The sequence below is a fragment of the Desulforegulaceae bacterium genome (assembly GCA_034006035.1).
GTDB lineage: Bacteria > Desulfobacterota > Desulfobacteria > Desulfobacterales > JACKCP01 > JACKCP01.
Genome location: JAVETN010000001.1, coordinates 355,248 through 375,718 on the forward strand (window position 1 = coordinate 355,248; position 20,471 = coordinate 375,718).

The 20,471-nt window shown below is 35.8% G+C and carries 19 protein-coding genes and 1 tRNA gene; 18 read left to right on the top strand and 2 right to left on the bottom strand.

Going from position 1 to position 20,471, the window contains the following annotated elements:
• The first annotated feature begins 76 nt into the window (after positions 1–76).
• On the top strand, positions 77–1,417 hold the full coding sequence (locus tag RBR53_01670) for a peptidoglycan DD-metalloendopeptidase family protein (GenBank protein ID MDY0131352.1): 1,341 nt from the start codon (positions 77–79) through the stop codon (positions 1,415–1,417).
• Between the two features lie 77 nt (positions 1,418–1,494).
• Here the strand turns inward: RBR53_01670 and ftsY are convergent, their stop codons facing one another.
• Positions 1,495–2,490: a signal recognition particle-docking protein FtsY gene (gene ftsY / locus RBR53_01675; GenBank protein MDY0131353.1), complete on the bottom strand. Its 996-nt coding sequence runs from the start codon at positions 2,488–2,490 to the stop codon at positions 1,495–1,497.
• A gap of 196 nt (positions 2,491–2,686) precedes the next feature.
• Between ftsY and RBR53_01680 the strand changes: the two genes are divergently transcribed.
• The 3 genes from RBR53_01680 to RBR53_01690 all read left to right on the top strand — a co-directional run bounded on the left by RBR53_01680 (position 2,687) and on the right by RBR53_01690 (position 6,316).
• Positions 2,687–3,487, top strand: coding sequence for a hypothetical protein (locus tag RBR53_01680; GenBank protein MDY0131354.1), 801 nt, complete (start codon positions 2,687–2,689; stop codon positions 3,485–3,487).
• Positions 3,488–3,933: 446 nt separating this feature from the next.
• Positions 3,934–5,364 (top strand): aspartate kinase, encoded by a 1,431-nt coding sequence (locus tag RBR53_01685; protein MDY0131355.1) that lies wholly within the window; start codon positions 3,934–3,936, stop codon positions 5,362–5,364.
• Positions 5,365–5,458: 94 nt separating this feature from the next.
• Positions 5,459–6,316 carry a YitT family protein gene (locus tag RBR53_01690; GenBank protein ID MDY0131356.1) on the top strand — a complete coding sequence of 286 codons (858 nt, stop codon included), beginning with the start codon at positions 5,459–5,461 and terminating at the stop codon, positions 6,314–6,316.
• Positions 6,317–6,423: 107 nt separating this feature from the next.
• On the opposite strand, the gene RBR53_01695 is transcribed toward RBR53_01690, so the two are convergent.
• Positions 6,424–6,500 (bottom strand) — tRNA-Pro (locus RBR53_01695).
• A gap of 85 nt (positions 6,501–6,585) precedes the next feature.
• On the opposite strand from RBR53_01695, the gene RBR53_01700 reads away from it, so the two are divergent.
• The 14 genes from RBR53_01700 (at position 6,586) to atpC (ending at position 20,346) form a co-directional block, all read left to right on the top strand.
• A complete protein-coding gene (locus tag RBR53_01700) occupies positions 6,586–7,458 on the top strand; it encodes an LD-carboxypeptidase (protein MDY0131357.1) in 873 nt (290 codons plus the stop codon).
• Complete coding sequence (locus tag RBR53_01705; GenBank protein MDY0131358.1) at positions 7,451–8,512, top strand: serine hydrolase; 1,062 nt, start codon at positions 7,451–7,453, stop codon at positions 8,510–8,512. Before RBR53_01700 ends, RBR53_01705 begins: the two co-directional genes overlap by 8 nt.
• Before the next feature lie 375 nt (positions 8,513–8,887).
• Positions 8,888–9,931, top strand: coding sequence for a rod shape-determining protein (locus RBR53_01710; protein MDY0131359.1), 1,044 nt, complete (start codon positions 8,888–8,890; stop codon positions 9,929–9,931).
• Positions 9,932–9,944: 13 nt separating this feature from the next.
• Positions 9,945–10,775 carry a rod shape-determining protein MreC gene (gene mreC, locus RBR53_01715; protein ID MDY0131360.1) on the top strand — a complete coding sequence of 277 codons (831 nt, stop codon included), beginning with the start codon at positions 9,945–9,947 and terminating at the stop codon, positions 10,773–10,775.
• On the top strand, positions 10,768–11,292 hold the full coding sequence (locus tag RBR53_01720; GenBank protein MDY0131361.1) for a hypothetical protein: 525 nt from the start codon (positions 10,768–10,770) through the stop codon (positions 11,290–11,292). The genes mreC and RBR53_01720 overlap by 8 nt, the downstream gene beginning before the upstream one ends.
• Before the next feature lie 2 nt (positions 11,293–11,294).
• Positions 11,295–13,127, top strand: coding sequence for a penicillin-binding protein 2 (gene mrdA / locus RBR53_01725; protein MDY0131362.1), 1,833 nt, complete (start codon positions 11,295–11,297; stop codon positions 13,125–13,127).
• Entirely contained in the window at positions 13,120–14,226 is a 1,107-nt protein-coding gene (gene rodA / locus RBR53_01730; protein ID MDY0131363.1) for a rod shape-determining protein RodA, read from the top strand. Before mrdA ends, rodA begins: the two co-directional genes overlap by 8 nt.
• A gap of 241 nt (positions 14,227–14,467) precedes the next feature.
• Entirely contained in the window at positions 14,468–14,902 is a 435-nt protein-coding gene (locus RBR53_01735; GenBank protein ID MDY0131364.1) for an ATP synthase F0 subunit B, read from the top strand.
• The gene (locus tag RBR53_01740; protein MDY0131365.1) at positions 14,902–15,480 is read left to right on the top strand and encodes a hypothetical protein; all 579 of its coding nucleotides are present in this window, start codon (positions 14,902–14,904) and stop codon (positions 15,478–15,480) included. The genes RBR53_01735 and RBR53_01740 overlap by 1 nt, the downstream gene beginning before the upstream one ends.
• A complete protein-coding gene (atpH, locus tag RBR53_01745) occupies positions 15,480–16,031 on the top strand; it encodes an ATP synthase F1 subunit delta (GenBank protein ID MDY0131366.1) in 552 nt (183 codons plus the stop codon). Before RBR53_01740 ends, atpH begins: the two co-directional genes overlap by 1 nt.
• The gene (gene atpA / locus RBR53_01750) at positions 16,031–17,548 is read left to right on the top strand and encodes a F0F1 ATP synthase subunit alpha (GenBank protein MDY0131367.1); all 1,518 of its coding nucleotides are present in this window, start codon (positions 16,031–16,033) and stop codon (positions 17,546–17,548) included. The genes atpH and atpA overlap by 1 nt, the downstream gene beginning before the upstream one ends.
• Before the next feature lie 24 nt (positions 17,549–17,572).
• A complete protein-coding gene (gene atpG, locus RBR53_01755) occupies positions 17,573–18,457 on the top strand; it encodes an ATP synthase F1 subunit gamma (protein ID MDY0131368.1) in 885 nt (294 codons plus the stop codon).
• A gap of 24 nt (positions 18,458–18,481) precedes the next feature.
• The gene (gene atpD, locus RBR53_01760; GenBank protein ID MDY0131369.1) at positions 18,482–19,900 is read left to right on the top strand and encodes a F0F1 ATP synthase subunit beta; all 1,419 of its coding nucleotides are present in this window, start codon (positions 18,482–18,484) and stop codon (positions 19,898–19,900) included.
• Positions 19,901–19,917: 17 nt separating this feature from the next.
• On the top strand, positions 19,918–20,346 hold the full coding sequence (gene atpC / locus RBR53_01765) for an ATP synthase F1 subunit epsilon (GenBank protein ID MDY0131370.1): 429 nt from the start codon (positions 19,918–19,920) through the stop codon (positions 20,344–20,346).
• Positions 20,347–20,471 lie beyond the last annotated feature (125 nt).

Genomic DNA, 20,471 nt, shown 5'->3' on the forward strand with positions numbered 1-20,471 from the left:
AATTCTATGTTTTATTGACATCAATTAATTTTTGAGGTAAAAAAAATTTTTAAATAAATATAAATCAAGGGAAAAAATGGTTCTTAAAATATATAAACAAAGTTTTCTTGTCAAAATCACTCTTGTTATTCTGTTTTTTTTTATATTTATCTTTCTTTTTTCATTTCAAAAGGGGTCAAAAGCCTTTACTGAGCTTGGGCCTGTAAATAATGATAATGAGAAAAGTTTACAAACACTTCTTGCTTCTTCTGATTTAAATAAAGAAAATTCATCAGCCTTGGAGTTGGCTGCTGATGATTTATCGGAATTTGATCTATTAAATGTAAAACTTGAAAATAACACCTTGTATGAAAAATTAAAAATCTTTGGTATTTCATCAAAAGAAATTATGAAACTTTCAGTAAGTTTTAAGGATTCTTTTGATTTTAGATATTCTTTGCCAGTACATAAATTCAGTGCAAAAACAAACAATGAAGGTTTGATTGAAAAATTTGTATACAAAACAGATCCTGAAAACCAGTTTGTTGCAGTAAGAAATGAAAGTGATTTTTTTGATGTTTCAAAAAAAGAAATAGTGCCCGATATCACAGTAGAAACCTCTGAATTTGAAATAAATTCCAGTTTTTATGAAGCCGTAGTAAAATCAGGGGAAAGCCCTGCTCTTGCGGCCCAGTTTGCCGAAATCTTTTCATGGGATATTGATTTTTATCTTTATCCAAGAAAAAATGATAAAATTCAGATTTTATATGAAAAGAAGTTTATTAATCAGAGTTTTTGCGGATATGGAAAGATTTTAGCTGCAAGATATATTGGCTCTAAGGATTCTTTTTCAGCTTTTTATTTTGATGATGGAAAAACTAAGGGCTATTATGATGAATCAGGAAGCCCTTTAAGAAAAATGTTTTTAAGAGTTCCTGTAAAATTTGGAGTTTTGACCTCTTCTTTTTCAATTAGAAGGTTTCATCCAGTCTTAGGGAAATATAAACCCCATACAGGAATAGATTATGGAGCACCCAAGGGAACCCCTATTTTTGCAACAGCCAATGGAGTTGTTATTTTTTCAGGCTGGCAGAATGGTTATGGTAATCTTGTAATTTTAAAGCACCCAAATGGTTATAAAACTTATTATGGGCATTGTGACTCTCTTATTGCAAAAAAAGGTGAAAAAATTAATCAAGGTCAGATTCTAGCAAAAGTTGGAGAGACCGGAATAGCAACAGGTCCTCATGTTCACTATGAGGTTAGAATAAACAATAAACCAGTTGACCCTAATACTCTAAAGTCTGAAAGAGGAAGGCCCATAGTCGGGGGCAAGTTGGAAACTTTTAAAACCCTTGTTCAGGTTAGAACTGATTATATGAATAATCAGCTTGGAGAAAGCCAGGAAAAGCTTATTGCATCATTGGTTGAGAAGTAAAGCCAATGTTTACAATTGAACTAGTTCAAAAATAAGCTTTCCTGAATTTAAGATTGAATTTCTCTTAAATAAATTGTTTAGTTAAGGATTGCATCAAGAAAGGCTTCAGGGTCAAATTCATGGAGGTCTTCAATTTTTTCTCCCACACCAATATAATCAACAGGAATTTTAAACTCTTTTTGAATTGCAGCAGCAATTCCACCTTTAGCTGTTCCATCCATTTTTGTTATAATAATCCCTGTTATTTTTGCAGCCTCATTAAATGTTTTTGTCTGGTTAAGAGCATTTTGACCTGTAGATGCGTCAACCACCAGAAGAACTTCATGGGGAGCACCTTCAAGGCGTTTGTTAATAGTTGACTTTATTTTTACAAGTTCTTTCATAAGATTGTCTTTATTGTGAAGTCTTCCTGCGGTATCAATTATCACTACGTCTTTTTTTCTGGCAATACCGGCATCAATACTGTCAAAGGCAACAGCAGCAGGATCTGTTTTTTCTTTGTGTTTTACAAAATCACTTCCTGAGTTTTTTGCCCATTTTTCAAGTTGTTCAACTGCAGCAGCTCTAAATGTATCGGCGGCACCTATAAGAACTGATTTTCCTTCATTGGTAAATTTATAGGCAAGTTTTCCTATTGTTGTTGTTTTACCAACACCATTAACCCCGGTGACAAGGATTACGTGGGGGCTTCCATAAAGTTTTTTTTCAGGCTTTTTCATGAAAGATAAAAGCTGTTTTCTTATAAACTCCTTTAGTTCTTTTGGAGATTTGATTTCTGATTCGTTTTCTTCAATAAGGGCGATAAGTTCCATTGATGTTTTTACTCCCAAATCTGAAGATATAAGTTTTTCCTCAAGTTCTTCAAGGTGGGAGATATTAAGTTTGTTTCCTGTGAATAAATCTTCAAGATCAGTTGTTAAAATTGTTCGAGTTTTGGAAAGGCCTTTTTTTAGAGAGGAAAAAAAGCCTTTTGGTTCTGAAATGGGTGAACTTTTAGTTTCTTTTTTAAGATCTTTTTTTATCCAGTTTTCCTGGTTATTTGATTTCTTTTTACTTTTTCTTCGAAATATCATAATTTCATTCCTTGGAGTTGCTTGTAAATATTTATAGTTTAATTCTCAATGTTTTGTTTGAAAGAGTCAATTCCCAAGTTTGTGGGTAGTTAAAAAAGCTGGTAATCAGCTTTTGTGAAGATAAATACATAGTAATCAGTCAAAAAACAAGAAAAGTCTTTGCAAGATCCAGTTGGAGAAGGGAAATAAGGTTTCTATGATCAAAACAATAGTTTGCAGCGGAATCTCAGAGTCAGAAAAAAAAATTCTTGAGCTGGCCTTAAAATACAAAATTGAAACAAAAGGTTATTGTCCTAAAAACCTTAAATTTAATCATGAAAAATTTGGTCTTGAAAAAGTTTTAGATGAAAAAGACGCTGATTTTAAAAATATTAAATCTGCTGATGGTTTGGTATATTTGTCTGAAACAGGTTTTCCTCAAGATGATTGTTATATGGAATTTAAAAATTATTGTCTTTTAGATAATCTTCCTTTTTGTTTTCTTGATATAAGTTCTGCTCATATTCATAAGATGTCAGACAAAATTGGGCAATTTGTTTTTGAAAATGGAATTTCTGCTTTAATGTTTAAAACCGATGCTGGAATCAAATCAGATAAAACAGAGCTTATTCAGGGGATTTTTGAATCACTTATATATCTTCTTTTAATGAAAACTAATCCGGAAAGACTTATTTCTCCAATTCGGGCTCAGGTTCCTGATTACTCATCCAGCTCTTTTTCGGTTCAGTCTGTTGTTGAGGATTTGTTAAGCACTTTGCCTTTAAGAGACAGGGTACTTATATCTAAAATGAATGAAACTGAGCTTCCAGATCTTTTGCTGGTTTTTGGAATAACTATTTTGTCAAAATATTATTGGCCTAAAAATAATTTTCTTTTAAACGACTGCATTGAAATTTCAGGCAAAAAAAATTTGGAAGAATTTGAAATAGCCGAGGTGATAATCAAGAGTTTATGGAAAAATCTTAGAAAAACTCATAAAATAAGGATTTTGAAATAATTCTAAATTTAAGCTTAACAGGGTTCTTCCAGAATTGGTTTAAATGGGTATTTGGTCAATTAATCCAGTCTTGACAATTGTTTCATCTTTGATATTAGTGAATAAATTTATCAAGAATTTAACAGCGGGGACTTGAAGGGTCGTTTTTTTATTCTGTTCAATTAGTTTTGGTAAAATATTGAGCAGTTTTAAGACTTTAGTTATGTTTTACATTTTTATACACTCTGATTTATTCAACAATTTGTCTGTCCAAGTCAACATTAAAAACATTGTTAATTGTGCTTACCTAAAAAATCATTTCCAGTTTTTATAAATATTTTTGTAACCATACAAATTTTCAGCTTCGAAAATAGAAACAATTTAGGATCGGTTTCATTATAGCTGAACAACCTTTTTAATTTTTAGCAGTTATTAAAAAATTATTAAAAAATTCCAGGGAGTTAATTATGACATCTCATACAGTGGAAAAAATTGGCGGAACTTCTATGTCAGATTTTGAGAAAACCTTGAATAATATAATTCTTAAAGACAAGGAAGATATTTATAACAGGATTTTTGTTGTTTCTGCCTATGCCGGGATTACAGACATGTTGCTCGAGCATAAAAAAACAAGTGAACCCGGAGTTTATGGGCTTTTTTCAAATGGAAATGATTCATGGGCCTGGGGAGATGCAATAACTAGTGTTGGTGCGAGGATGTGTGAGATCAATGCTTCCTTTGAGCATTTAGGCCTTGATCTTCAGCTTGCAGACAGGTTTGTCAAAGAAAGAATAGAAGGTGTAAGGAGCTGTCTCATAGATCTTACCAGGTTGTGTTCTTTTGGTAATTTTCAATTAGTAGAGCATTTAAGTGCAATTAGGGAAATGCTCAGTGCTCTTGGTGAAGCTCATAGTGCGCACAATAGTTTTCTTATACTTAAAAATATGGGGATTAATTCAAGGTTTGTAGATCTTACAGGCTGGATGGAAGGTGAAAACATGGGTTTTGATGAAAAAATAAAATGTTTTTTCAAGGAAATGGATCTTTCTTCCGAGCTTCCCATAGCAACAGGATATACAAGATGTAAGGAAGGTATAATGGATACTTATGACAGGGGCTATAGTGAGATTACCTTTTCAAAGATTGCCTGTGTCACCAATGCTCTTGAAGGAATAATTCATAAAGAATTTCATTTAAGCAGCGGGGATCCCAAGGTTGTTGGCGAAGATAAAGTAAGAACCATAGGCAAAACCAATTATGATGTTGCAGATCAGCTTTCCGATCTTGGAATGGAAGCTATCCATCCAAGAGCTGCAAAAGGACTCAGGCAGCTTGGGATTCCTTTGAGAATAAAAAACACTTTTGAACCAAATCATCCAGGAACATTGATCAGGGGAGATTATAAAAGTTCTGAATCAAGGGTGGAAATAATAGCTGGAAGACCGAGTTTATACGGAGTTGAGGTTTTTGATCAAGATACTGTGGGGCAGTATGACAGGGATTTTATTGTAACAGAGCTTTTTAAAAACTCTAAAATCAGGTATGTAGCAAAAAACCTTAATGCAAACACTATCACCCATTATGTCACTGCTTCTCTTGAAAAGATCAACAAACTTATTAATGGGATCGAAGAAAAATACCCTTCTGCAGAAGTATCAGTGAAAAAGGTGGCAATGGTTTCAGCCATTGGAAGCAATATGTCAATTCCTGGCTTTTTGGCAGCAGCAGCCAAGGCTTTGTATGAAAAAGGTATTAATGTTCTTGCTGTTCATCAGAGCATGAGACAGGTTGATATGCAATTCATAGTAAATGAAAAAGATTTTGACAAAGCTGTTCTTGTGCTTCATAGAGAGCTTATAGAAAAAACCGATGAGTATAAATCCCAAACTCAAAAGTAAAATTAAGAGCACACCAGTCCTGTAAAATTATTTTGCTAATCTTTACCATTAAAGGGTTTGTTCCCGTAAAACTAAAACTTAACCGGAGGAAGTTGTGGCTCTTCGTGACTATTCTTACTCAGTTTGGTGGAATTTAATTCTTATTACAACAGGGTCGGTACTTTTTTCCTATGGATTAAAAGCAATAGCTGTTCCCCATGGATTTGTTCCTGGTGGTTTGTTTGGGTTTGCCACTCTGGCTTACTATTTTTCAGGGACCCTTACTCCAGGGCTCTGGTTTATAGTTTTAAGTATTCCTCTTGTTGTTATTGGGTTTATATATATAAGCAAAAGATTTATGGCTTATACATTATATGCCACCATAGCTCTTACCATAGCCTATGAACTAATAACCCATGATACAGGAATTGTTAACCAGTTTTATGCTGCTTTGACTTCAGGAGTGATTTGCGGAATAGGAGCAGGAATTGTTTTAAAAAGCCTTGGCTCCAACGGCGGTATAGATATAATTGCCATTATTCTTTATCAAAAGTTTAACATTGGACTTGGGAAATCCTATATGTTTTTTAATTTAATTGTTTTTGGAATCAGTTTTATGTTTATTGAGCCAGACGTAGTTATTGCGTCAATAATTCTTGTTTTTCTTACTTCAATTTCTTTGGAATACGTTTTATCTGCCTTTAACCAGAGGAAAGTTGTTTTTATCATATCTGATTTTTCTGATTATATTGCTGATCAAGTAATAAAAAACCTTGGGGTAAGCTCAACTTTTATCAATGGATATGGTGCTTATATGAGGCAGCCTAAAAACGTTCTTATGACAGTTATAAATAATGTTCAGCTCAAAAGACTTGAAGAAATAGTTTTTACTGAAGACGAAAATGCATTGTTTATAGTTGAAAATACTTTTAATGTTATTGGCTCTTCTTTTTCTAAAAGAAAAATTTATTAAAATTTTTAACTCTTGGCTTGTTTAAGAAGTCAGGTCATTTAACCTAAAGAGAATATTAAGGAATGGTTTAAGTTTTTTTGTTTAAATTGGCTGGAGCTTAATTGAATTGGTCGGGACGGCAGGATTTGAACCTGCGACTCCTTGCACCCCATGCAAGTGCGCTACCAGGCTGCGCTACGCCCCGACTGTTATGAACAAAGACTTATAGCAAGGCAGCATTTAAGTTGTCAAGATAAATTACAAGACAAATTTTAAGTGTCAGGACAAAGATGGTTTTTAAAAGGCTTTTTCAATCCCTTGAAAAGGGTGATAAAATTGGTATAGCTTCTGTTTCCGGTAAAACCGATCTAAAAGCAACATTAAATGGGGAAAAATTTTTGGAAGACCTAGGATATTCCCTGGTTTACTCAGATAATATTGAAAAATCCAGAAGGTATATGTCAGGCAGTGATGATCAAAGGCTTGAGGGTTTTTTAAGCCTTTTAAGGCAAGAAGATATTAAAGGTATAATTTTTGCTAGGGGAGGATACGGGGTCTTACGAATAATTAACAGGATAGATTTTTCTGAAATTGAACAATTTAATGGTTTTTTTATGGGTTATAGTGATAATTCAATTCTTTTGAATTTGATAGCTGAGAAAACTGAAAATATTGTTTTTCATGGTCCAAATTTATCTGAATTGGAAAAATCAGATTCAGTCTTCCTTGAAAATATATTCAAAGGTAAAATTTTTAAAGAATTATCAACTAAGCCTATCTTTATTAATCCTGGCAAAGCCAGTGGAATTCTTGGAGGAGGTAATCTTACTTCCCTTTCAAGTCTTTGCGGAACAGGCTATCTTCCTGATTTTAGAAATAAGGTTTTGTTTATTGAAGATGTTAATGAGCCACCCTATAAAATTGATAGAATGCTAACTCAAATGCGTCTTTGTGGATGTTTCAGGGAGATAAGAGGAGTAGTAGCCGGCAGCTTTGAGGGATGTGGCAAGATGGAGCTTATTTTTGAAATCCTTTTGGAAAACTTCAAAAATATTCCCTTTGTTTTTTTAAATTGTTTTGGCCACGGTTCAACAAATAACCCCCTGGTGTTGGGTGAAAAGATTGAAATCGACTCATTTTCCAAAAGAGTAGTTTATGTATAATTTTGAAAGAGTGGACGATTTTTTTTTAAAAGCCCTTGAAAAAAAAGTCTTTACAGGAGCTTCAGTTCTTGCGGCAGAAAATTCTGAAATAATGTTTTATAAAAGTTACGGTTACAATTGTGATAAAAAAGAAGAAAAAACAACCTTAAAAACAGTTTTTGATCTTGCATCACTAACTAAACCGCTTGCTACTGCAATTTGTTTTCAATTACTTTGGCAGGAAGGGAAAATTTCTCCAGATAATTATGTTTCAAAGTTTGTTCAGGGTTTTGACAAAAATGGGAAAAATTTTATAAAGCTTGAGAATTTACTCCTTCACAATTCCGGCCTTCCAGCCCACAAACATTATTATGAAAAACTTTGTTTCCTTCCATTTGATGAAAGGGAAAATGCAAGGATTGGCTGGATATCAAGGGAGGCTTTGATCAGTCTTCCGGGAACAAAAACCTTGTATAGTGATCTTGGCTTTATGGTTCTCAAAAACATTCTTGAAAAAGTTTCCGGGATGAATATTTCACAATATATTAAAAATAATTTTTATGACAAGGTTGGATCTGAGTTGTTTTATGGGTCAAAAATTAAAAAAAATTTAAAAGATTTTTGCTCAACCGGATTTTCATCTTTCAGGAAAAGACATCTTAAAGGCGAAGTAAATGATGACAATGCCTTTTCCATTGGAGGAGAAGACGGGCATTCAGGGCTTTTTGGTACCTGTATTGATATTCATTGTGTTTTAAATGAGCTGGTTGGTTCATTTTTAGGAGCTGGAAATAAAGTTTTAAAAAACGATTTTACTGAAAAAATGCTCAAAATAAGAAAAAACAGAAGAGCTTTAGGTTTTGATGGAAAGTCCTATTCAAATTCTTCCTGTGGTGATTCTTTCTCATTAAATACTGTGGGACATCTTGGCTTTACCGGGACTTCTTTTTGGGTGGATCTGGAGTTTAACCGGTGGATAATATTGTTGACAAATAGGGTGTTTTGCGGGGATAACAATGAGAAAATAAAAGAGTTTAGGCCAAAGCTTCATAATTTAATCTCTAATCTGGTCTAATCTTTTTCTTCTTGTAAAGAAGTTTTTTTTCTGGTAGCGGGACAATAGATTAATTTAAAGGATTTTTTAATGTTCAAAAATATTTGAATTGGCTTAAGTCTTAGCTAGATTTCTCAGCTTTATCTGTTCGAATAAACTAACCTTGAAAATCCAGAACCCTTTCATATTCTTGAGGTGTTTTTTTATTTTTGTATATAAATTTTTGTATAGGTATTAGAATATGAGGCAGCTGGATTAAATTATAAACTGAATTTTTTTAGATTGGTTGTTGCTCGGAAATTGTTTTTTTGCTTTGAGTATGAGCTGCAAAAAATCAGGTTTCTTTCCGCACCTTATTAATCTTAATAACAGATTCGTAAATGAGGTAATAAAAGCATGAACTTTTTTGTTGATTCACTATTAGGTGCTTTTTCAAGTGATCTTGCCATAGATTTGGGAACAGCAAATACCCTTGTTTATGTAAAAGGCAAGGGTATTGTTTTAAGCGAACCTTCAGTTGTTGCAGTGAGAACTGATAACAGGGCAAAGAATAAAGTACTTGCCGTTGGGCTTGAGGCCAAAAATATGCTTGGCAGAACTCCTGGAAATATAACAGCAATAAGACCGATGAAAGATGGTGTAATTGCTGATTTTGAAGTTACAGAAGCAATGTTGAGGCATTTTATCCAGAATGTTCATAATAGGCGTAATTTTTTAAGGCCTCGGGTAATTGTAGCTGTTCCTTCGGGCATAACTCAAGTTGAAAAAAGGGCGGTAAAAGAATCTGCTGAGCAAGCTGGAGCAAGGGAGGTTTTTTTAATTGAAGAGCCCATGGCTGCCGCAATTGGAGCGGGCCTTCCTATTACAGAGCCTACTTGTAATATGGTTGTTGACATTGGAGGAGGAACAACAGAGGTTGCTGTTATTTCTCTTGCTGGTATTGTCTACAGTCGTTCATTGAGGGTTGCTGGAGATAAGATGGATGCTTCAATCATGCAGTATATCAAAAGAAAATATAATCTTCTCATAGGAGAAAGAACAGCTGAGATAATAAAAACTACCATAGGTAATGCTTATCCAGATCCTGAAAATCTTGAAACCATAGAGGTTAAGGGAAGAGATCTTGTTTCAGGTATTCCCAAAATTCTTGCAATTGATTCAGAAGAGATAAGAGTTTCAATTCTTGAGGAAATAGAGGCAATAGTAGAAACCGTTAAGATTGCCCTTGAGCAGACCCCTCCTGAACTTGCTGCTGATATTGTTGACAGGGGCATTGTTCTTACAGGCGGGGGAGCTCTTCTTAAAAATCTTGACAGGCTTTTAATGGAAAAAAGCGGTCTTCCTATCAAGGTTGCAGATGACCCTCTTTCAACCATTGCACAAGGAGCGGGCGAATCCCTTGAAAATATAGAAATTTTAAGGGAGGTTATGGTTTTTTGATAATCCAAATATTATGTTTTCAAGAAAAAAAATTATTAAGCCCCTGATTGTTATATTTTTGTTTATAAACATTTCAGCCTTGATTGCTGCCGGTCGTGGAGGAGGTAAAATCCAGGGACTTGGTGCTTTCGGCCTTGATTTGTTTGGTCCGATTGAAAAATTTATAGTAACAGGGAGCAGAAATCTGAATAAAATTTGGGATAATTACTTTGCTCTTGTGCATGTCAGAGGTAAAAACAGCCAGCTTGAAAAAGAACTTAAGTATTTTCAAGCTCGAGAAACTAAACATTCAGAGCTTATGCTTGAAAATGAAAGACTTAGAGAACTCCTTAAATTTGGTAAAAAACTTAAATCTGAATATATAGCAGCTGAAGTTGTGGGAAGGGATTCTGGAAAATGGTTTGATACAATTATTTTGAACAGGGGCAGGAAGTCCGGTGTTTTAGTCAGCTGTCCTGTTATAGTTCCAGAAGGAATAGTAGGGCAGGTTGTCAGTGTTTCTAAAAATTACTCGAAAGTACTTCTTGTTACTGACAGAATGAGTGGGGTGGATTGCCTGGTTCAAAGCTCCAGAGGCAGAGGGGTTGTTTCTGGAACTGGTGAAAACATTTGTTTGTTCAAATATTTTCTGAGAAAATTTGAAGTCAAGCCAGGGGATCATCTGATTACCTCAGGGATGGATAAAATTTTTCCAAAAGGACTGAGGGTCGGGGAAGTAATCAATGTAAAACGCAGGGATTCTGGAATTTTTCAAGATGTGGAAGTAAGGCCTTTTGTAGATTTTGAAAGGCTGGAGGAAGTTCTTATTCTTTTTAATCCCTCGCCTGAAAGAAAAGATGGCTGATATTTTTTTTAATATTTTTTTCTTTTCATTTCTTATTTTAATCCAATCATTTTTTTTAAACAATTTTGGATTTTACGATATTCTTCTTCCTTGGATATTTTATTATTATTATATTTCAGATAATGATTTTAAGGTTTTTTTTATTTGTCTGCTTGCTGGATACCTGAAAGATTCTTTGTCTGGTGGGGCTTTTGGCGTTTATCTGTCTTCATATTTATGGTTTTTTTTTATGATCAAACTCAGTTCTTCATACTTGAATCTTGGTAATAGAATTTTTATAATATGCTTTGGAGTAGCTGGTGTTATTATCAATTGCTTTTTTATCTTTGTTTCAAATTATCAATGTTTTTTTGATTCAAGTTTTAGGCAAAAAGCTTTTAATTCTTTTTTAAATGAAATTTTATATTGTGTTTTTACTTTTATTTTTTTGTTTTATTTTTTTATCAGAGTAAGAGAGTTTGGACTTATGTTTAAAGCCTTTGTTGAAAGAAAACTGGCTCAGTTGTCAAGGATATAGCTGTGGTTGTTCGTATTGATGGAAATCCCGAGCCTGAATGGTTTAGAGCCAGACTCAATTTTTTTTTAATATGGATAAGTGTGGCTTTTTTTATTCTGGGAATTAGGCTTTTTTGGCTTCAAGTTATCAAAGGTGAAACTTATAGAAAACTTTCATTAAACAATAGTGTTCGAATCCAAAGGCTTATTCCGGCAAGGGGGCTTATTTTTGACAGGAATGGAAAGCTTATTGTGGACAATAGACCTTCCTTCAATGTTAGAGTTGTTCCTAAGGATGTAGGTTCAATTGATGAACTTTTAATAACTCTTGGTAAAATAATAGAAATAAACCCTGGAATAGGAAAGGAACTTAAAAAAGCCCTTATATATAGTCCTTTCAAGTCTGTTACTCTCGCAAATGATGTTGACAGGGACATTGTTGCTAAAATAGAAATCAATCAGTTTTTTTTGCCAGGTGTATATATTAGTGTTGAGCCGAAAAGAGATTATCTTTATCCTGGAACAGCCTCACATCTTATAGGATATCTTGGAGAGACGGACACGGATTTTCTTAAGAAAAAAAGTGATATTCCCCTAAGAATTGGTGATTATGTAGGGAAGTCAGGAGTTGAGAAAAAGTTTGAAGACTACCTGAGAGGTGTGTACGGTGGAGCTCAGGTTGAAGTAAACGCAAGAGGAAAGATCATGAAGGTTCTCAATGAATTGCCTGCTGTTCCGGGTAACAACCTTCACCTTACAATAGATCTTGAGCTTCAGAAATATGCGGTTGAACTTCTTGGGGAAGAGGCAGGAGCTGTTGTGGCCATGGATCCTTACTCAGGTGAAATTTTGTGTATGGTAAGCACCCCTTCTTTTAATGAAAACCTTTTTGTTACAGGTATGAGTGAAGCCCAATGGAAGGAGCTTGTAAATAATCCTCTAAGACCTCTTGAAAACAAGGCTATTCAAGGTAAATATCCTCCCGGTTCAATTTTTAAAATGATTCCGGCAGCAGCTGGCCTTGTTGAAGGAATTATAGGACCTGAAGAAAAACACTTTTGCTCAGGCAGATATTTTTACGGAGACAGGTTTTTTAGGTGCTGGAACAGCTATGGGCATGGAAACATAGATGTTAAGCAGGCTCTTATTGAGTCTTGCGATGTTTATTTTTATAAGCTTGGTGTGAAGCTTGGTGTTGATAAGCTTGCTGAATATTCCAAACTTTTTGGTCTTGGCAGCAAAACAGGAATAGAAATTGAAAATGAAGAAGCAGGGCTTGTTCCAGACTCAAAGTGGAAGATGCAAAGATTAGGAAAGAGCTGGCAGGGCGGAGAAACTCTTTCAGTAATTATAGGTCAGGGATATAGTCTTGTAACTCCTCTCCAAATGGCTGTAATGACATCTGTGTTTGCAAATGGGGGGAGTCTTGTAAAGCCTTTTCTTGTAAAAAAAATAGTTGATTCTAAGGGCTTTGTGGTAAAAGAAACAGCTGGAAGTAAAAAACAAGAACTTGGCATTCAGAAAGAATATCTTAAACTTATAGATGAAGGGCTTGATCTTGTGGTAAATTCTAGTCCAGGAACAGGCTATTCTGTCAGATCCGACAAAATAAGGATAGCTGGTAAAACAGGAACTGCTCAGGTTGTCAGCAGTGAAAAATATAAAATGAATAAGGGGAAGAAAAAAAATTGGCTGCCCCATGCCTGGTTTATAGCTTTTGCTCCTGTGGAAAATCCTAAGATTGCTGTTGCTGTCTTGGTGGAACATGGAGAACATGGTTCAAGAACTGCAGCTCCCATTGCAAAAAAAATAATTGAAAAACATTTTTTTGATGAAGAGCAAGAAGCAAATGATTGATAAAAGGGTGTTTGCTAATTTTGACTGGGTTTTGTTTGTGCTGATCCTGGTTCTTTTCTTTATAAGTCTTGGTGAAATATACAGTGCTACCCACAAAGAAGGCGTTGTTTATGGCTCGGATTTTGTTTTAAAACAGGGCATATGGTTTTTTGCAGGGCTTTTATTGTTTTTTGTTTTGGGAATTGTTGATTACCATTTTTATGAAAGATGGAGTCTTTTTTTTTATTGGGCAGTTAATCTTTGCCTTATTTATGTTCTTTATGAAGGTAAATTGGCTGGTGGTTCTCAAAGATGGATTTCTTTTGGAATTATAAATTTTCAGCCTTCTGAACTTTCAAAAATTTCCCTTGTGCTTGTACTTGCAAGACATTTTTCTAAAAATATTTTTATGGGAGGGGTGGGATTTAAATCTCTGGCGTTGCCCATCATGTATACAATGATCCCCTTTTTTTTAATTTTGAAGCAGCCAGATCTTGGCACTGCTGGGATTCTTGTTTTTATTGCCTCTTTGGTGATTTTGTTTGTTAAGGTTGAGAAAAAAACTCTTTTATCTTTGGTTGGTGGAATGGGTTTTGGTGGTGTTGTTTTTTATTTTTTTTTTCTTAAGGAGTATCAAAAGGAAAGGATAATTAGTTTTTTAAATCCAGGCCAAGATCCTCTTGGTGCAGGTTACCATATAATTCAATCAAAAATTGCAATCGGTTCAGGGATGTTTTATGGGAAAGGTTATTGCCACGGAACTCAGAATGCATTGTCTTTTCTTCCAGAACAGCACACAGATTTTATTTTTTCAGTGTTTGCCGAGGAATGGGGGTTTCTTGGGAGTATAATTTTTCTATCCCTTTATTTTTTTATTCTTGTATGGGGGCTTAAAATAGCGGGAAGCTGTCGCAATAAGTTTGGTATTATTGTTTCAGTTGGTGTTGTATCTATGGTTTTTTGGCAGCTCTTTATAAACCTTGGGATGGTTATGGGTATTTTCCCTGTTGTGGGTATGCCTCTTCCTCTTATAAGTTATGGAGGAACATCTGTTATAACAATTATGTCTGCAATGGGAATTCTTATGAGTGTAAGCATGAGAAATTTTATGCCAAGATAAAATAGTTACGAAGCCTTGAATAAATTAAAGATTTTGAGTAAAAAAGAAAAATAAAAATGATATTAAAAAAATACAAAGTCAAATTAGGTAAATTAAAGAATTAGTCGCTTAATTTTGATTTAGAATCCTTAATAAAGCCGGATTTCCCAAAAACAAATTGACACTTTAAGCCAAAAGGTGGTAGGGCGAGACTTAAAAAACAATTGTTAATAATTTTAATAGAGGTTTTCAGGGGGGGGTTATGTCTGTTGATATTAGCCTGAATAGTTCAGTTATTATTCAGATTGTCAATTTTGTGGTATTGATTATTGTGTTAAATATAGTTCTTTATAAGCCTGTAAGAGGTATTCTTGCTAAAAGAAAGAAGGTGGTTGACTCTCTTTCAGATGATGCAGAAAAAGCGGTGTTTAATGCAAAACAAGGCGAAATTGAATTTCGTGAAAATATTAAGTCAGCAAGAATTGAAGGTGCCAGGAAAAAAAATGAAATCATAGAAAAAGCCTCTGAAGATGAAAGTAAAGTTTTGTCTCAGCTTCAGAAAGATTCAATGGCAAAGTTTAATGAAGTCAAAGTGAAAATAAGTAATGAAACTGAAGCTGCTAGAGCTTCATTGGAAAAAGATATTGGTGAATTTGCCTCACAAATTGCAAAAAAAGTTTTGGGGAGGGTTATTTGATGAAGATTGGGAAAATTGTTTTTTTTCTCCTTCTTCTGCTGTTGGTTTCGGCTGCAGCTGTTTCAGCAAGTGCAGGAGGAACTGAGGGCGGATCCCACGGAGGCGGATGGGGAACCATAGATAGTTACAAGCTGCTTAACTTTGCAGTTCTTGTGTCTGTTTTATTTGTGCTTTTAAGGAAGCCTGTTTCTAATTTTTTTTCCCAGCGAATTGAAAATCTTAAGTTGGAAATTTCAGAGCTTGAATTAAAAAAAGAAGAAGCTGAAAAGGAATTGCACAAATTTCAGAAAAAAATGGAATCCCTTGAAGAAGAAGTAAAGACAATAGTCGATACCTACGTGGAGCAAGGAGAAAAAGCTAGAGAGAAGATTATTGCCGAGGCAAAAATTTCGGCTGAAAAGCTTCAAATTCAGGCAGAAAGAAAAATTGAGCAGGAGTTTAAACTGGCCAGAGAATCGCTTTCAAGAGAGATTGTAGAAAAAGCAGTTTTAGAAGCGGAAAAACTGATCAGAGAAAACATCACTGAAGAAGATCAGGAAAAAATTGTTTCTGACTATATCAGAAAGGTGGTGGCATAATGAAAAATATTGTTGTTGCAAGACGTTATGCTAAAGCACTTATACTTATTGGTCAGTCAGATGCCAAAATTGGTGATTATGCAAAGGAGATTTCTTCAATTGCTGCAGTGTTTGAGTCTAACAAAGAGCTTTCTGAATTTCTTTTGAATCCTCTTTATGGGCGTTCGGACAGGAGACAGGTTCTGCTTAATGTCATGGAAGAACTGTCTATGTCAGAGACAATGGAATCCTTTATTATGCTTTTGTTTGACAAGGCAAGAATAGGGCTTGTTTACGAAATCAACGAAAATTACCAAAAGCTAGCAGATGAAATTAGCAATATCGGTAGAGCTGTAATTACATCTGCCTCACCTCTTTCTGAAGACATAGTTGATAAGTTAAAATCTGCTCTTTCTGCAAAAACAGGAAAGCAAATTGAGGTTGAACTTAAAAACGATCCGGAAATTATTGGTGGAATCATCACTGTTATCGGTGATCTTGTCTATGATGGAAGCATTAAAACACAATTAGAAAATATGAAAGAATCTTTTAAAAGGGGTGAAGTAAGCTGATGGAAATCAAAGCAGAAGAAATAAGCCAAATTATCAAAGATCAGATTAAGGGTTTTGACAAGTCGGTGGATCTTGCGGAGACCGGTGTCGTATTGTCTGTAGGTGATGGAATTGCCAGAGTTTACGGACTTGAAAATGTAATGGCTCTTGAACTTGTTGAATTCCCCGGAAACCTTATAGGACTTGTTTTAAACCTTGAAGAGGACCATGTTGGTATTGCCCTTATGGGTGAAGATACTCTTATCAGGGAAGGTGATATTGCTAGAAGAACCGGAAGGATTGCTCAGGTTCCTGTAGGTCCGGAACTTCTTGGAAGAGTGGTTGATACCCTTGGAAATCCAATTGATGGAAAAGGGCCTCTTGAAGCCAAGCAGTTTAACAACCTTGAAAAAATGGCTCCCGGTATTATTGACAGAAAAAGTGTTCATGAGCCAATGTACACAGGTCTCAAGGCGATTGACGCAATGATTCCTGTAGGCAGAGGGCAAAGGGAACTTATCATCGGAGATCGTCAGATTGGTAAAACAGCAATAGGTGTTGATGCTATTCTTAATCAGAAAAACAGCGGAATTAAGTGCGTATATGTAGCTTGCGGACAGAAAAAATCAACTGTTGCCCAGGTTGTTTCAGTTCTTGAAGAGCATGGAGCTATGGAATACACTACTGTTGTTGCTGCATGTGCAAGTGACCCGGCACCTCTTCAGTATCTAGCACCATATGCAGGATGTGCCATGGCGGAATATTTTATGGAAAAGGGAGAGCACTCTCTTGTAGTTTACGATGACCTTTCTAAACAGGCTGCAGCATACAGGCAGGTTTCTCTTCTTCTTAGAAGACCTCCTGGTCGTGAAGCTTTTCCCGGAGACGTATTTTACAACCACTCAAGACTTCTTGAGCGTTCAGCTAAATTGAGCGATGAGCTTGGTGCAGGTTCAATGACAGCACTTCCGGTTGTTGAAACTCTTGAAGGTGATGTTTCAGCATTTATTCCTACAAACGTTATTTCTATTACAGATGGTCAGATTTATCTTGAGCCCGGTCTTTTCTTTTCAGGAGTAAGACCTGCTGTTAACGTTGGTATTTCGGTTTCAAGGGTTGGTGGTTCCGCCCAGGAAAAAGCAATGAAAAAAGTTGCAGGTACTCTTCGTCTTGACCTTGCTCAATATAGAGAGCTTGAGTCTTTTGCAGCTTTTGGAAGTGATCTTGACGCTGCAACACAAAGACAGCTTAAAAGAGGTGAAAGACTGGTTGAAATTCTTAAGCAGCCTCAATACCAACCGCTTCCTTTTGAAAAACAGGTTGCAGTGATTTATGCGGGTACCAATGGTTTTCTTGATAAATATGAAAGAATCCTGGTTGCAAAATATGAAGCAGGACTTTATCCGTTTATTGAAGACAGATTTCCTGAAATATTTGAAAATATAAATACTGAAAGACAGCTTTCTGAAAAAACAGAAAGTCTGCTTAAGGAAGCTCTGACTGCGTATGCAGAGGAGTTTGAAGACACAATAAAATAATTTTAATTCATAAGGTTGATTTAAATGGCTACATTAAAGGATCTCACTCATAAAATCACCGGGGTTAAAAAAACCAAGCAGATAACCAGGGCTATGAATATGGTAGCTGCTTCAAGACTCAGGGGAAGCCAGAGAAAAATTGATGCGTTCAGGCCCTATGCTGAAAAATATGCTGAAGTTTTAGCAAGCCTGGCAGCAAAAGCTACCAATATTTCTTCAAAGCTACTTGAACCCCGTGATGAGATTAAAACTGTACACATAGTTGTGTGTACATCTGACAGGGGTCTTTGCGGTGCTTTTAATGAATCGTTGCTTGATGAAATAGAAGAGCTTGTAAATAAGAATTCTGATAAAAATATTACAATAACTGCTTTTGGAAAAAAAGGAAGGGACTGGTCTGTAAAAAGAGATTTGAGGATATTAAAATCTCACCTTGACATAGTAGGAACAAATTTTAGTTTTGAAATTGCAGAAAGATCTGGAATTGATTTGATCAATCTTTTTCTTTCGGGGGAAGCCGATGAAGTTTATATGATTTATTCCGAATTTCAGAGTATGAGTAGACAAATCCCTGTAGTTTCTAAAATCCTTCCTATAGAAAGGCCTCAGTCCATCTTTGAAGAATCTGTGGAAGAAGAGGGTTATCTTGCCGAGCATATTTGTGAACCCTCACCTGAGGCTGTGTTGGAGGAAATGCTGCCTAGAAGTGTTCAGATTCAGATATTCAGAGGGCTTCTTGAAACTTCGGCAAGTGAGCATGCCGCAAGAATGATTGCTATGGATAATGCAACAAGGGCGTGTAATGATATGATAAAAGATCTTAACAAGCTGTATAATAAAACAAGACAGGCAGCTGTTACAGCCGACCTCATGGATATTGTCGGCGGCGCAGAAGCACTGAAAGGCTAATTTTTTTAATTGGAGGCATATAAAATGGCAGAAAATATAGGTAGAGTTAGGCGGGTTGCAGGACCTGTTGTTGATGTGGAGTTTGAACCCGGAAAACTACCCTCGATTCTCACTGCATTGATAATAACAAACCCTGCTATTGATGATAAAGAAGATAACCTTGTATGTGAGGTAGCTCAGCATCTTGGAGATAATCTTGTAAGAACAATTTCAATGGGTACAACCGACGGCCTTGTTAGAGGGATGGCGGTTAAGGACTCAGGAGCTCCTATCTCCATACCTGTTGGTGAAGCAGTCTTAGGTAGAGTACTTAACGTTACAGGTGATCCTGTTGACGGGATGGGTGAAATTTCAAGAGAAAAGCAGATGTCTATTCACAGGCCTGCTCCAGATCTTGTGGACTTAGACACTTCTGTTAAGGTTTTGGAAACAGGTATCAAAGTTATAGACCTTCTTGTCCCCTTCCCAAGGGGAGGTAAAATGGGCCTTTTTGGTGGTGCCGGCGTTGGAAAAACTGTTATTATGATGGAAATGATTAACAATATAGCCATGCACCATGGCGGTGTTTCTGTTTTCGGCGGTGTTGGTGAGCGTACAAGAGAGGGTAATGACCTCTATGAAGAAATGAAAGAGTCAGGGGTACTTTCAAAAGCATCCCTTGTTTATGGTCAGATGACAGAACCTCCTGGAGCACGCATGAGAGTTGCTCTTTCAGCCCTTACTTCAGCTGAATATTTCAGGGATGAAGAAGGTCAGGATGTTCTTCTTTTTATTGATAATATTTTCCGTTTTTCACAAGCAGGCTCAGAGGTTTCAGCTCTTCTTGGTCGCATGCCTTCTGCTGTTGGCTATCAGCCTACGCTTGCTGAGGATATGGGGGATCTCCAGGAAAGAATCACTTCAACAAATAAAGGTTCAATTACTTCAGTTCAGTGTGTTTATGTTCCTGCAGATGACCTTACAGACCCTGCACCAGCAACAACTTTTGCCCATCTTGACGGTACTGTTGTTCTTTCCCGTTCTATTTCTGAACTTGGTATTTATCCAGCGGTTGACCCTCTTGATTCAACTTCAAGAATTCTTGATGCAAATGTTGTTGGAGAAGAACATTATAATGTCGCAAGAACTGTTCAGGTTGTACTCCAAAAATACAAAGATCTTCAGGATATCATTGCAATTCTAGGTGTTGATGAACTTTCAGATGAAGACAGGATTGTTGTTTCCAGGGCAAGAAAAATTCAGAGATTTTTGTCTCAGCCTTTCCATGTTGCAGAGCAATTCACTGGTATGAAAGGGTGCTATGTTAAGATTGAAGATACAATAAAGTCATTCAAGGGCATTTGCGAGGGTAAATACGATAATCTTCCTGAACAGGCTTTTTATATGGTTGGTACTATTGATGAAGCAGTTGCCAAAGCTGAAAAGATGGAAGCTGAAGATTAATTGGATAAGGGGGAATTATGGCTGGAAAAATCAGTCTCGAAATTGTCACCCCTGAGAGAATAGTTATATCTGTGGACGAGGCAGAAATGATTGTTTCTCCCGGTGAACTTGGGGATTTTGGTGTACTTAAAGGGCATACTCCTTTTCTTACATCTCTTAGAACAGGCAGTTTAAGGTATTTAACTAGTGGTGGTCAGGAAAAAGTTGTTTTTATAAAAGGCGGATTTGCAGAAGCTCTTCCAAATAAGGTTACAATTCTTGCTGATGCAGCAGAAACTAGAGAAGAAATTGATCTTAAAAGGGCTGAAGAAGCCAAGAAACGTGCTGAAAAAAGGCTTGACGATTACGTTTCTAAACAAGAAGAGATAGATTTAGAAAGAGCTAGAGCTGCCTATCAAAGGGCAGAAGCAAGATTAAAAATTGTTATTCGAGAAATGATAAAATAAACTTTGTTTAGATGGCCGCTGATCCAGCGGCCATTTTTTATAGGCCTATTCTTTTGCACCAAAGCATGCCAAAGAATGGTTTATATAGGTGCTGAAAAACTAACTTAGCTTTGTTTAGCACTGAA